The sequence below is a fragment of the Streptococcus sp. Marseille-P7376 genome (assembly GCF_902460385.1).
Lineage (GTDB): Bacteria > Bacillota > Bacilli > Lactobacillales > Streptococcaceae > Streptococcus > Streptococcus sinensis.
On the sequence record NZ_CABPTS010000002.1, the window covers coordinates 130,424 to 143,533 of the forward strand.

The following is a 13,110-nucleotide window of genomic DNA, read 5'->3' on the forward strand; positions in this document are numbered from 1 at the left end:
AGGTTACACGAAAATTAGGCAGAATCTGCCATTTTAAACGTATGAGCCTTAGAGCCTCTCTGGACTTCTTTAAAGGTTTTATCCTAATCATTCTATAATTTACTGGGTAGTTTGTCAAGAGAAAATAGAGCTTAAAGTAAATTTTCTCTGACTTCTTTTCTCAAGCTTTCTAAGCTATCGATACCGTATTTATCCATGACCTGCGGCAACTTTTCTATGATGTTGGGGCAGGCATATGGATCGGTAAAATTCGCCGTTCCGACACCGATAGCTGATGCACCGGCGATAAACATCTCCAGCGCCGCCTCTGCCGAGTCAACTCCGCCCATGCCAATGATTGGCAGTTTGGTGAACTGAGCAACCTGACGAATCAACTTGAGCGCAACAGGAAAGACAGCTGGGCCAGACATACCACCCGTTCCATTGGCAATGATGGGCCGCTTCGTTTTTAAATCAAAACGCATTCCCACCAAGGTATTGATCATGGTCAGTCCGCTCGCGCCCGCATCTTCTGCCGCTTTGGCCACTTGGGTAATATCTGCTACGCTGGGGGTCAATTTGACATAGACTGGGACTTGGGAGGCAGCAACTGCTGCTTTTACTGCCTCATAGGCTAGCTCAGGAACTTGCCCGATTAAAAGCCCCGCATTGCCGTGGTCTACATTGGGGCAGGAAATATTGAGCTCAATCGCCTTGACATTGGGGGCTTGGGAGATTTTTCCAGATACATAAGCATATTCTTCATTGGAAAAACCGGCCACATTGGCAATAATCGGCAAGTCTGGATAGTGCTGAGCCAGCCAAGGAAGTTTTTCAGCCAAAACTGCATCTACACCTGGATTTTGGAGGCCGATAGCATTGAGCATACCAGCTGGCGTCTCAGCCACACGGGGCGTTGGATTGCCAAAGCGAGGATTTTGTGTCGTCGCTTTGATCATAATCGAGCCAAGCAAGTCCAAGTCATAATATTTGGCATATTCCTGACCAAAACCAAAACAGCCTGAAGCTGGGATGATTGGATTTTTCAGCTCTAGACCTGGCAGAGAAATTTTTAAACGATTTTCAGTCATTTCTTTATCCTCCTAAAGCACGATGCTTCCAGTCTCAAAAACTGGTCCGTCTTCGCAGACCCGCTTATTAACTGCTTCATCCTGACCTGCTACATGAACGACGCAGGCATAGCAGGCGCCCATGCCACAAGCCATCCGAGACTCCATTGATAGATAGGCATGGGGATGATCGTGAAATTTCCGATCCACATACTGAAGCATACCTGGCGCCCCACAAGAATAGACCGCAGCAAAATCCTCAGTCAGCTCGTCGACAATGGTTGATACATAGCCCTTTTGACCGTAAGTCCCATCATCTGTAGTGATGAACAGCTGACTACACTCACGAAATTCTTCTTCCAGAATAACCGCAGATTGATTGGCAAAGCCTAATACTGCAGTGACTTGAACCCCCTTAGCATGGAGTTCTTTCGCCGTTTGTAAGAGAGGAGGCACACCGATACCACCACCGATAATCAAGACCTTATCGCCCTTTTCTACAGGAGACAAATCAAAGCCATTCCCCTGAGGCCCCATGACATCAAGATAGCTGCCGACAGGGAGCTGAGAGAAGATTGCCGTACCGCCACCTTCAACTCGGTAAATGATCCGGCAGATTTGCTGCTCTCGATCAATCTCCGATATTGAAATGGGCCGTCGTAGCAGCTTACTATCATCTGGCACTCGGATGTGCAGGAATTGCCCGACCTGCATCTGGCTCACCATCTGGCCTCTCAGACGCATCGAAAAAATCTGAGGCGCAATTTCTACTTGATCCAGCAGCTCCATTTGCTCCAGCATAATCTTGCCAAATCTCTCTTTACAGCTTTCGCTAACCATGATACCCTCTTTCTCCTTATATGATAAAAACCTCGCCGCAGCAAGGTTTTACAAAAGAAAGGCATTTGAGCCTTCTGTTCTTTTTCCGTTTCCTTGCAGTCTCTCTGGACTTCCTTAAAGGTTGAATTTAAAATATTTTACAACTTAAACCGTGTTTTGTCAATGCTAATATGATAAAATAGACCTATGAGAATTCAACAATTACACTACATTATCAAAATCGTCGAGACAGGCAGCATGAATGAGGCTGCCAAGCAACTTTTTATTACCCAGCCTAGTCTATCCAACGCCGTGCGGGATCTAGAAAATGAAATGGGCATTGACATCTTCATTCGCAATCCCAAGGGCATTACCCTGACCAAGGACGGCATGGAGTTTCTTTCTTATGCCCGCCAAGTGGTAGAGCAGACCCAGCTTCTGGAGGAACGCTATAAGAACCCCGTCGCCAATCGCGAACTTTTCAGCGTTTCTTCCCAACACTATGCCTTTGTGGTCAACGCCTTTGTGTCACTCCTCAAAAAAAGCGACATGGAAAAATACGAGCTCTTCCTACGGGAGACTCGGACTTGGGAAATCATTGACGATGTGAAAAACTTCCGCAGCGAAATCGGTGTGCTCTTCCTCAACAGCTATAACCGCGATGTCTTGTCCAAAATGCTGGACGACAGCCATCTGATCGCGACCCATCTCTTCACAGCGCAGCCCCATATCTTTGTCAGCAAGTCCAACCCGCTGGCCAAGAAGAAGCTGGTACAACTGTCCGACTTAGAGGATTTCCCTTATCTCAGTTATGACCAAGGTACGCACAATTCCTTCTACTTTTCAGAAGAAATCCTTTCGCAGGAGCACCACAAAAAGTCTATCGTGGTCAGCGACCGCGCAACACTCTTTAACCTCTTGATTGGTCTGGATGGCTACACCATCGCCACCGGTATTCTCAACAGCAACCTTAACGGCGACAATATCGTCTCTATCCCACTGGACATCGATGACCCAATCGAGCTGGTCTACATCCAGCACGAAAAAGCCAGCCTGTCCAAGATGGGAGAGCGCTTTATCGAGTACCTGATTGAGGAAGTACAGTTTGATAAATAAAGTAAAACACCTAGAAGCAGGCAGCTTACTGCAGGCTCTAGGTGTTTTTTCTATTTTTGAGACTTGGTTTCCCTATAAAGATATCTGATTAACTCTTGATTCTTTGTGTCATAATAATCAAAATATTTCTGATATAAAGAGACATCTATATCAGAATATGCTGTAGTGACCAGCTCCTTCAAACCTTTCACTAATTCATCCAATTCCTCTTGCTCTACTGAGATTCCAGCCAGTCCATGAGCAACTTTATTTCTTTGAGAATTTACATCCTGAACTTTAGAAATTGAAGTTTCAAATTCAGAATATTCATCATAATGGTTGAGAATTTTAATCATATCAAAGATATTAATTCTCTTAATTTTTTTAATTACTTTTAAATCCGGATGCCTTCTCTCAATTACAGATTTCAAGATAAACTCCGCAAAGGATTTTGCCTTGACAAGCACATCAGTCACTTGACCTCTACGGTTTAGAATATCAATCATCAGATAATAGTTTAACACTTTTTGAAACTCGTCTGTGTCATTATATTTCAATTTAGCATCAGCTGCAAGCTCTTCAAGAACTCTCTGTTTTTGAAAAACACTAATCATGTTTTCTAATATATGTTTTGAATTTTCTTGATCTTGTCTATTAGAAATGATATCGGAATTTGCCTTTAATATATCTAACGCCGCTTTGTATTCATACTTCAAAATGAAATCTTTATAGGTCCGTTGTAGTAAATTATTTTTAAACTTCTCTCCTTTTTCAATCCCCAACTGACGATTGTCTTTATAATCTGAGGCTTGTTTTTCCAAAAAATATTTAAAGGTAGCAGTTTCAAACCAGGGAGCTCCTTGGTTTGATTGATTTGTCTTCTCACTTCTTGGAGAATTCACCCGAGCAAGCCTTGTGTCATAATCCTTGACAAAATTGATAGCATACATAGCAGCTTGACACTGAGGAGTGCCACTCGTCACATTTAAAACATAATTCCCTTGTGACATATCTTCTCTGTTAAGAATTTCTTCCACGAATTTATACATTGTATCAAATTCGTGAATCCCTTCTTTTACATGTTCATTCTGTATCACTGGAGCTTCTTTTCCATCGTAAACAGCTTGAACAGCTGCTTCAAAGTTTTCCTGTTTTACCTTCATCTCGTCACTATATATCACAATAATTTTGTCAGGTAATTCATTTTTTATAATAAAAAGAGCAGCACCGTCTGATATCCTTAGCTTATAGTCATCATTTTCATAGTTTTTTACTGAAGCTACAGTCAAGTCCTGTCCGAAGTTGGGTCTAAATCTTTTTTGAGGACCATCTACATTATCTTGTTTTGTATCCACAAATTCAACACCAATCGGGTCATACTGACTGATAAATGTAATCAACGTCTTCATCTTGTTACTCCTCCATAATCGTAAAACAGGTTTTGCCCATTTCATAGAAATTCTCTGCATTATTAATTAATTCTATTTCACCATCAACGGTTAAAAAAGGCGCCTTTGTCAATTTTAGAGCCCCTCGTCCAGACATTTTCTCATGTCGTTGTTGAACTTCGCCATCCGCCTGCCTAAAAACTGTTTTGGTCCAAGCACCACTTCCACCACCTAGATAGAGGGGATAGGGTTCATTGTTCTGAATTAAATGATTAGGAAATTTCTTTAGAAAGAAATCTTCGTAGCCTTCATAGGCTTCATCTTCTGTCACTCCAAAGTAAAATTTTTGTGCATATTCTCCAAGAGAAGCAACGAGCTCGCCGGCTCTTCCACCTTTAAAACCTGAAGCGGTAATGATTTCAAATTCCATCTTAGTTCCAGGTCTCAGAGCTTCACGATAGATACTTAGTGAATGCGGCTTTGTATCTTTATCTGGACTAAAATCCCACTTTTGAACAAGAATTAAATCATCATTTGTCAAAGGCTGACTATCTGAGACACGAATTTCATTAAAAATATCATCAAAAGGTTTTATTTTTTCATGTCTCTGTCGTCTAGTTGGTCCCCAAGGAATCGCTTTCTTATTTTCAACGATTTTGCCTTTTTTATTTTCCTGCTTAAAATTCGTTGAGTGCCAATGCGTATTCATCAAAATAGTGCGAATAGCACCTTTAAGAGAGCTGCCCGGGATATAAGGGTTACCGTAACAATCTCTCATAAATTGATGAACGCCATTGATTTCTCCTGGGTCTGTCGTTTCCTGATTTCGGATTGCATCATCTCCTTTAGGCTTTTCAAGTCCTGTTGCTTGAAGTCTATAACCTCCAAAATCACGTTTTGTTATGCCATGCTCAGCTAGAAAATCACTTATTCGATTGGTTTTATTATCAGAGTTAATTAAGAACTTTTGAAATTTTTCATCGATACCTTGTTTGATAAATTCGTCATAAAGCAGAGTCATATCTGGAAAGTAATATTCGTCCCCTTCAAGGATATACTCACGAGCGGTATGAAGCAGACCACTCCCGATATGCACTGGCGCTAAAGTCCACAGGGTCAACTTAAATTTCCTATATTTTGTTTTCATTTGGATTCCTCCAATATATAAAATAAAGGTTTAGCATAATGCCAGACTGGATGAGGAAACTCATTACTTGGCCTGACATCACAGATTTGACCATTATACGTTTTGGAAAAGGTTGAACCTGCCTTAAAAGTGTAAAGATTCTGCTTACGATAATTAGACTCTATTTTCTCACTAAATGCAAAGCCACTTCCCTTTTTCAGTAAGTAACGCCCCTCATTCATTGCTATTTCCAAATCACTATCTACCGGCAAGGAAGTTGTCAAAGTCATGACTTTGCCTGTATGGTTAACAGTTAATTTTTCCAAAAAATCCAGTGGCTGGGCAACAGTTTTATCCAGAGTAAAACCACCGTAACCACTGCTGCGCTTCCCTCCGATCCCACTGAACTGTAGACTTTCCAACAAACGATCCAACAAATCAGATTGATTGGCTATAAAATACAGACTGCTTTTATCAAAGTGAACTGAAGCAACTTGATAAAGATTTCCATCTTGGAAGGGCTGGTTTTTTGTGTTAACTGATTTTGTAGCCAGATATTCACCGATGATACTATTTCCAGATAGAAAACGGTCAAAATCCCCCAGCTTAATAAAAGCTAATTTTTTTGCTTTTTTTGCTTCTTCCCGCTGTTTGATAATATCTTCACTTCGGTTTACTTTATCTAATAATGGATAGCCGATTGGCTTAGGGAGATAAGGGGCTTCCATATAGGGGAAAGCATCAGTCAGCACAAAATCCTCTTGTCGAGATAAATTCTCAAACTCATCTAAGACCCCCGCCTTGATAGCTTCAAGCACTAAGGCAGAGTAAAGACGGGCTGCCGTGAAAGTCATGACCGAATCATCCAAATGACCTTCACCAAAATGAGCAGACTTAAAATCTAATTTATAGAGTTGATAGGCCATAGCAGATCTCCTTACTTAATTTCTGAATCTGGGGTCTCTGCACTTCCTCCACCATCGGACTCATCCTTAGTAAATGGTTTCAGGGCTTTTTTAATCCTATTCTCATTAAATTTACCAAAGACAGTCTTAACCTCAAAGTCTTTAAAACACACTTTACCATAGCCACGACTGCCAGAACCTCCTAAGTAATCCCATTCTAACAATTCAAAACCAGCTTTGAGAATTTCCATATCCTTTTCGACCTCAGTGAGTTCTTTCTCCTGAATAGAATAGATAATCTCAAAAGCAAATTGACTTTCACGGATCGCTCTCTCAACTTGTCGAGGAGTTGCTTCAGCAGTAATACGATTGATCGTATTTTCAAACTTAACTTCTGTGTAAGTAGATACTCTTTTACCTAGCTCTTCTTTGTTGTTTAGAAAGGCATCTCGAAAAACTAAGCGACCAATTTTACATTTTTTTGCATTCCCGAAGAGACGGCTGATTTCCAAGCTATCTTCGCTTAATTCAGCAGTTGTATTGTTATTGTAGTCTGTCCGATAAAGCAAGCTGCGCATTTTCCCCTTTAAAGTAGATCCAGGAATGAAGGGAAGATTCGTAAGGGGATCTTTGATAATAGGATTATTGGTAGCACCAATAGCTGCAAAGGCATTACTGGTTCCAATGTGAAGTCCGCTTTTCAGCTCAATAATTCCTGAAATTTTTACTTTTGAATAAGTCATTGATCTCTTCCTCCGTTGAATTTAAAATATGCAATCAAAGCTTCCATATACCGACAGAAGCGCTGCAAACTAGGTATATTTTGAATTTCTGTCAACGCTTCTAATAAACCTGCTTTTTTAACAAAATCTTCTACAGCTGGTTCTCTTCCAGATTGGTAAACAAACTGAATCCTCAAATAGGAAATTTTTTCTCTTAACTCTTCAATATCATTTTTGGTTTTACTTTCGTCAAAAAGATTACTGGTCAAAGCAGCTAAATTACGAATTTGTGTACTGGTTAATTTGAATTTCATCTTGCCCTTACTTGGTCCTTTTTCGTATTTCCCTGAATTATCCAACTTACGAATAACCTTCTCAGCCTTATCGACATAATCATCCGTCAAAATAGGCGGCTCAAGCTTGAAACATTTTTGTTCATTACTTTGATTACCATATCTATCTTGATTATGATTGTTTTGAAATTTCTTTCCACCGTTATTTCGGTTATTTTTATTTTTTTCGTACGGTGCCATCTTTTTATACCTTTCTAATCTCATATAGATAGTAGATGAGAGCTAACTCTGCTTCTCTCTGTGTTTTACTGCTACTCTTATACCAATTCCAAAAAGCATTTTTGAATTCTCTGAAATGTTCCTTCTCATCTTTGCTGGCTTCATCTTCCATTCGCGCCAGTAGGTAGGCTAAGCGGGCAACATTCATCCTTCTATCATCAGAAGAACCGTGTGACTTATACATTTCTTTATCATTGAGTTGCAAAAGTTCAACCAAGCGATAGAGAAAATTGATCCCCCTATCCTTCTGACTAGAGAAATATTTCCGAATATCCTTCAATTTCCCTTTGTAAATCTCATTAATAAAGTCATCAAACTTGAAAGTGTACCGTTCATTGAAAAGAGAAATACTATCTTTACCATTGTCCTTGGCGGCCTCTTCAAGTTGTCCAGCATCCAAAGCCATCAGATGAATCGGAGTTTTGTCTGGATAAAGCCCAACACCTGCAGATAAGGTCAGCTTCCCATTTGTAAAAGCAATAAATTTCTGCCTAATATCAACCGCAAAATCTATAACATCCTGCCAGCTGCCAATCGCAAATACATCATCACCACCTGCATAGATAATCGTCAAATTCTTATCCTTTGCAAATTGGTTAATGTGAAACTTAAAGAAAAGACTCATCTGCTGAGAAAATACAGCAGAGCGAGCAAGAGTATTATAGCTTCCACCTTCCTGCTTAGAAAATCCAGCCATAAAAGCTGCACCTAGATTGTCTACATCCAAACGCAAAACGGCCAGCCGCTTAATTCCCTTAGCTACTCCCTCAGTTCCTTCGATTTCTTTTTGAGATAGACCTGCATAGTCTTCAATATTTGCTGCCTGACGGTCTCCTATAAAGACGTGAATAGCAGCATTATTCGTAGAAAATTTATTTTTCACATATAAACGACCAGAGGTGGAAATATCATCTTCATCAACAGCCAGCAATACAGCTTCAGGGCCAATCGGCAGTCCTTCTTCTCCCTCTACAATTTGAAAATAATAATAGTCTTCCTTTTCAGTATCGTCAAAAGTATGAATTTTAGCAGCAAAACCTCTAAGCTCACGACAAATAGGACAGAGATTTTGCACATCCTCACCACCTATCCGCAGCATCTCAATCTCCCCAACTGCATGGCAAATTTCACACTCCCGTTCAGACTGTTTACCACCCTTATTGAGCTCTCGCAGGGTAGTTGCATCGTAGCGAGAGATTTTCTTTTCAGAAATTATCCGACTAGTTTCTTGGTAAATCTCGCGATAGTGTTGTAGATAGCTAGCAACCGAGCCACAACGGTATTTCATAATCTGCTCTGCGGCAAATGGTGCCCAACCAAAAGCAACATAAAGACCTGTCTGAAAATGCTTCAGTAGAAAACTGTTAAATTCTATTTCAAATTGCTCCAAAGCTGCCACTGTAGCTTCTGTATTGGGTAGAACGAAATAGGCATGGCCTCCACCGACATAAAGGGCATTGGCACGTGATAGCGCCAACTTCTCCAAGAGACTATCCACAATATTTTCACTCATAAATTCCAGATAAAGACTGCGAGCCTTGAGTTGCTTAGAAGCCCCTTTGCTGGCAATATTGTAGATAAAGTCCTGAATGCCAGACAAATCAAAACTAGCTAGTAAGAAAGCTGGCTCTCTATAAAATTTGGATTCATCATCTAGTAGAGTATATTGGTCTTGACTTTTCAAATAATCAAAAATCGCAGTAGCAAAAGCAACTGTTAATCGACTATGCTCTGCTAGAGAAAGATCTCCCAGCTCCTTGTCACCAGAAAGTAGAGGTACTTTCGAAAACAACCTCCGCCAAAGATTGAAAAAGAATGGCAAGCTTTCTTCCTCTAAGGGAAGTTGTTGCAGTTTTTCAGTCAAAATATTCAGTAGTTCCTTATAGCAGTCTTGACTAATATCAACTGCTTCGTGGCTGGCAATATTGAGTTCACTATCATCTGTCAGAACTTCAAATTTCTGATAACGAGAACCCTTGTCCTCTTTGAAAGCATTAAAAATATCTGCTTGAGGGTAGAAAAGTTTATCTGACATAACCTTTCTATCATCTGGTAAACCACTTGCAATACGATCTGCTAAGCTAACGATCTTTCCTGCTCTGCTATCTTCATACAAATCCAGCTGAGGAAGTTGTTCCTTTAACCATGCTTTTCCTAAGTCTATATCATCAGACTGGCCAAGTGAGCGACTGACAATACGGTCAAGATTCTGAAACAAGGCGCAGTAAATCAAATCAATCTTTTCTTTCTTCAATTCTCATCCCTCCCATTCCTAGGCTACACTTTGTGCCGACGCCGGCATATTCACCAAATTTTAGGAGCATCTGGGCATAAGCTTTGAGCGTGGATACTCCCTTTATCTGAATCGTTACCCTGCCTTCAAAGGCGGGGTATTTTCGTCCATGAATTGGAAAATAATGACTTTTTAGATGATAGCTGGTGATTTGGCTATGGTCTGCTAAAAACTGCAGGGTCTCCTCTTCGATTTCCGCTCTTCCTTCCACCAGTCGACTGTATTTTTGCATCAAACTTTGAAAGATCAGGCGCGTGTCTGGAAATAGCACAAACTGCCCCTGACGCTTAAAGGTCGTTGGCGTATAAAAATGGACGCGTATCAGGTGGGAAGCATCATCATCTTGGTAAATATCCAGCAAGGTCTGCTGGGACAAGGAGTGGATTTCCACCTTTTTGACAAGGATTTCCTCAGCATAGCTCTCTAGCTTGATGGTTTCCAAGTTTAATAAGGGAGCTAGCATTTGCTGTTCCGCCTCTTCTGAAAGCAAATTGACAACCCACACCGACTCATCGCGCGTGGAGGTCAGGTTCATCGAGTAGGGATTGGTCTCCTGCTCATGGAGAAAGGTCGCAAAGTCTGGCGAAATCTGCGCCATCAAAAAGCCCTGAAGCTTACTGACCAATTCTTCATCTTTTAGTCTTGTCTTTGATAAATGTAACTCTACTTTCTTCACACGCTCTCCTCTCTATACTGCAAAAGCGCCCGAAAAAGGCAAAAGTATGTTTCACCGATTTCATGGCGCCCTTTAGAACGATTATTATTTACTGAGCTTATTATATCAAGCTTTGAAAGCGTTGTCAATATTTTTAAAGCGTTTAAAAAAGCTTAAGCAGCCAACATCCTTCTTTCTTGGCAAAGCAAGAAGCTGAGAGAAAGTAAAAAAGCCCCCATCTACTCTGTCCCCTCTCGAGGATTAGGGGGGTTCTAACTGCAAGTAATCCTACTTCAACAACAAGTGAAATGAGTTTCCGTACCCTCGCGAGGATTATGGGGGTTCTAACAGTCGGCAGCAAACCAAAAATATTTACTTAATTAGTTTCCGTCCCCTCTCGAGGATTTGGGGGATTCTAACTGGGGTCGTCCTCAAAATGACGCTACAGATTATGAGTTTCCGTCCCCTCTCGAGGATTATGGGGGTTCTAACGAATACGGTGTAACAATGGCAAAAATATACTAAAGGTTTCCGTACCCTCGCGAGGATTAGGGGGATTCTAACACATTTTACCGGCTATCAACCGAAGAAGTGAGCAAGGTTTCCGTCCCCTCTCGAGGATTTTTGGGGGTCTAATTAGGTGTAATCATATTTTAGGAGGGTGTAAAAAATGAGTTTCCGTCCCCTCGCGAGGATTTTTTGGGGGGCTAACTGGTTTGATAACCATTCTGTTTAGCATGGTAGCAAAACGTTTCCGTACCCTCGCGAGGATTGGGGGGTTCTAACGCATGAGCCAACAACATCGTAAATGGATCGAACTTGGTTTCCGTCCCCTCGCGAGGATTTGGGGGGGTCTACCAAAGTTTACGAAGTCAGCGAACAAGAAGTTGAGGTTTCCGTACCCTCTCGAGGATTAGGGGGAATCTAACGGTAGTGGTTCTTCTAGTATGTGTCTTCTTGGCGTTGTTTCCGTCCCCTCTCGAGGATTTTGGGGGTTCTAACGGCGGCTTGGTATATTACAATGAAAAAGATTTTTTGTTTCCGTCCCCTCTCGAGGATGTGGGGGGGCTAACCTTTGTCGTTGATACCCTAACATAGATAGCCACTTTGTTTCCGTACCCTCGCGAGGATTGAGGGGGGTCTAACTCTGGTGGCGTCAAATCTTTTGGCTGGGTGCAGCTAAGTTTCCGTCCCCTCGCGAGGATTATGGGGGGCTAACAGAACAGCAAAAAAGAAAAAGAGGTGGACATTAGTTTCCGTACCCTCTCGAGGATTTTGGGGGTTCTAACAATATTGCTATTATTGGCAAGCCATTGAGCTTATTCCGTTTCCGTCCCCTCGCGAGGATTCTGGGGGTTCTAACTCGTCAAATTCTAGAACGTAAATCGTGGATTATTGAGTTTCCGTCCCCTCTCGAGGATTTTGGGGGTTCTAACAAAATTAGTGTAAATCCGCATCATTCACGTGATTTGTTTCCGTCCCCTCTCGAGGATTATGGGGGGGCTAACGACAAGGCTGGGGACTATTTCATCGAACTACTACTAGTTTCCGTCCCCTCTCGAGGATTAGGGGGGTCTAACTGAAGCTGATCATAAGAAAGTAACTGCTCATTTAGTTTCCGTCCCCTCTCGAGGATTAGGGGGGGCTAACAGAGACGAATAATGACATCATCAGAGAAAAGGAATGCGTTTCCGTACCCTCGCGAGGATTTTGGGGGTTCTAACTTAGATAGCTAGCAAACGCTAGTAGTAGTTTGAAAAAGTTTCCGTCCCCTCTCGAGGATTTTTGGGGGGCTAACTGGTTTGATAACCATTCTGTTTAGCATGGTAGCAAAACGTTTCCGTACCCTCGCGAGGATTAGGGGGGGCTAACCAAACACAAAACATCAACGATATGGCGTATTACTATCAGTTTCCGTACCCTCGCGAGGATTAGGGGGGGTCTAACGGACGAATCGACGGAAGAAAAAAGAGCGGAGTTAATGTTTCCGTCCCCTCTCGAGGATTATGGGGGTTCTAACTTAAAGGTTTGAAGTTTACTTTTCTTCATGAATTAGTTTCCGTCCCCTCGCGAGGATTAGGGGGGTCTAACATATACCTTCTCTTATGGGACTTACTGGGATGATACGTTTCCGTCCCCTCGCGAGGTATATGGAAGAGTCTAGCTCAAGTTCTTTAATTCGATGACAACCTATAAAACTTATGTTTCCGTACCCTCTCGAGGTTTAGGAGGTTCTAACAGGGGTATTTACCGTTTTTTGCTAGCGGATCTATAGGTTTCCGTACCCTCTCGAGGTTTAGGGGGGTCTAACAAAACAATCAGATCTCAAAGGAAATACTCAAGGTTTCCGTCCCCTCGCGAGGATTGTGGGGGTTCTAACAAAAAACTTATTCTGAAAATGGAGTTTCTCGTTGGGTTTCCGTCCCCTCGCGAGGATTGGGGGGGTTCTAACGACTTCGAGAAAGTTGTTAACAACATTGGCTGGC

Annotated in this window: 10 protein-coding genes and 1 CRISPR repeat array (1 of these 11 running past the window's edge); of the genes, 1 reads left to right on the forward strand and 9 read right to left on the reverse strand. The window is 41.8% G+C overall.

Features of this window, described 5'->3' with window-relative positions; translation table 11 throughout:
- Window positions 1–131 precede the first annotated feature (131 nt).
- Together FZ952_RS02245 and FZ952_RS02250 are read right to left on the reverse strand one after the other, a co-directional pair.
- Window positions 132–1,070 (reverse strand): dihydroorotate dehydrogenase, encoded by a 939-nt coding sequence (locus FZ952_RS02245; protein WP_148880423.1) that lies wholly within the window; start codon window positions 1,068–1,070, stop codon window positions 132–134.
- Between the two features lie 12 nt (window positions 1,071–1,082).
- Window positions 1,083–1,889, reverse strand: coding sequence for a dihydroorotate dehydrogenase electron transfer subunit (locus tag FZ952_RS02250; protein ID WP_148880424.1), 807 nt, complete (start codon window positions 1,887–1,889; stop codon window positions 1,083–1,085).
- A gap of 186 nt (window positions 1,890–2,075) precedes the next feature.
- On the opposite strand from FZ952_RS02250, the gene FZ952_RS02255 reads away from it, so the two are divergent.
- Window positions 2,076–2,984 carry a LysR family transcriptional regulator gene (locus FZ952_RS02255; protein ID WP_062198484.1) on the forward strand — a complete coding sequence of 303 codons (909 nt, stop codon included), beginning with the start codon at window positions 2,076–2,078 and terminating at the stop codon, window positions 2,982–2,984.
- A gap of 50 nt (window positions 2,985–3,034) precedes the next feature.
- Here FZ952_RS02255 and csm6 read toward each other — a convergent pair whose 3' ends face one another.
- From csm6 to cas6, 7 genes are all read right to left on the reverse strand, one after another.
- Window positions 3,035–4,372, reverse strand: coding sequence for a type III-A CRISPR-associated CARF protein Csm6 (gene csm6 / locus FZ952_RS02260; RefSeq protein WP_148880425.1), 1,338 nt, complete (start codon window positions 4,370–4,372; stop codon window positions 3,035–3,037).
- 4 nt (window positions 4,373–4,376) lie between these two features.
- Window positions 4,377–5,498 carry a type III-A CRISPR-associated RAMP protein Csm5 gene (gene csm5, locus FZ952_RS02265; protein ID WP_148880426.1) on the reverse strand — a complete coding sequence of 374 codons (1,122 nt, stop codon included), beginning with the start codon at window positions 5,496–5,498 and terminating at the stop codon, window positions 4,377–4,379.
- Window positions 5,495–6,403, reverse strand: a complete 909-nt coding sequence (csm4, locus tag FZ952_RS02270; RefSeq protein WP_148880427.1) for a type III-A CRISPR-associated RAMP protein Csm4 — start codon at window positions 6,401–6,403, stop codon at window positions 5,495–5,497. Before csm4 ends, csm5 begins: the two co-directional genes overlap by 4 nt.
- 11 nt (window positions 6,404–6,414) lie before the next feature.
- On the reverse strand, window positions 6,415–7,125 hold the full coding sequence (csm3, locus tag FZ952_RS02275) for a type III-A CRISPR-associated RAMP protein Csm3 (RefSeq protein WP_148880428.1): 711 nt from the start codon (window positions 7,123–7,125) through the stop codon (window positions 6,415–6,417).
- The gene (csm2, locus tag FZ952_RS02280; protein WP_187423851.1) at window positions 7,122–7,511 is read right to left on the reverse strand and encodes a type III-A CRISPR-associated protein Csm2; all 390 of its coding nucleotides are present in this window, start codon (window positions 7,509–7,511) and stop codon (window positions 7,122–7,124) included. The genes csm3 and csm2 overlap by 4 nt, the downstream gene beginning before the upstream one ends.
- A 130-nt stretch (window positions 7,512–7,641) precedes the next feature.
- A complete protein-coding gene (cas10, locus tag FZ952_RS02285) occupies window positions 7,642–9,930 on the reverse strand; it encodes a type III-A CRISPR-associated protein Cas10/Csm1 (protein ID WP_148880430.1) in 2,289 nt (762 codons plus the stop codon).
- On the reverse strand, window positions 9,911–10,645 hold the full coding sequence (cas6, locus tag FZ952_RS02290) for a CRISPR-associated endoribonuclease Cas6 (RefSeq protein ID WP_148880431.1): 735 nt from the start codon (window positions 10,643–10,645) through the stop codon (window positions 9,911–9,913). The genes cas10 and cas6 overlap by 20 nt, the downstream gene beginning before the upstream one ends.
- A gap of 2,322 nt (window positions 10,646–12,967) precedes the next feature.
- Window positions 12,968–13,110: direct repeats of the CRISPR family, unit length 37 nt; unit sequence GTTTCCGTCCCCTCGCGAGGATTGGGGGGGTTCTAAC; it runs 328 nt beyond the window's last position.

Bases quoted from the DNA above. Each gene is read 5' to 3' on its own strand.
- FZ952_RS02245 (WP_148880423.1), bottom strand. From the start codon at position 1,070: ATGACTGAAAATCGTTTAAAAATTTCTCTGCCAGGTCTAGAGCTGAAA.
- FZ952_RS02250 (WP_148880424.1), bottom strand. From the start codon at position 1,889: ATGGTTAGCGAAAGCTGTAAAGAGAGATTTGGCAAGATTATGCTGGAG.
- FZ952_RS02255 (WP_062198484.1), top strand. From the start codon at position 2,076: ATGAGAATTCAACAATTACACTACATTATCAAAATCGTCGAGACAGGC.
- csm6 (WP_148880425.1), bottom strand. From the start codon at position 4,372: ATGAAGACGTTGATTACATTTATCAGTCAGTATGACCCGATTGGTGTT.
- csm5 (WP_148880426.1), bottom strand. From the start codon at position 5,498: ATGAAAACAAAATATAGGAAATTTAAGTTGACCCTGTGGACTTTAGCG.
- csm4 (WP_148880427.1), bottom strand. From the start codon at position 6,403: ATGGCCTATCAACTCTATAAATTAGATTTTAAGTCTGCTCATTTTGGT.
- csm3 (WP_148880428.1), bottom strand. From the start codon at position 7,125: ATGACTTATTCAAAAGTAAAAATTTCAGGAATTATTGAGCTGAAAAGC.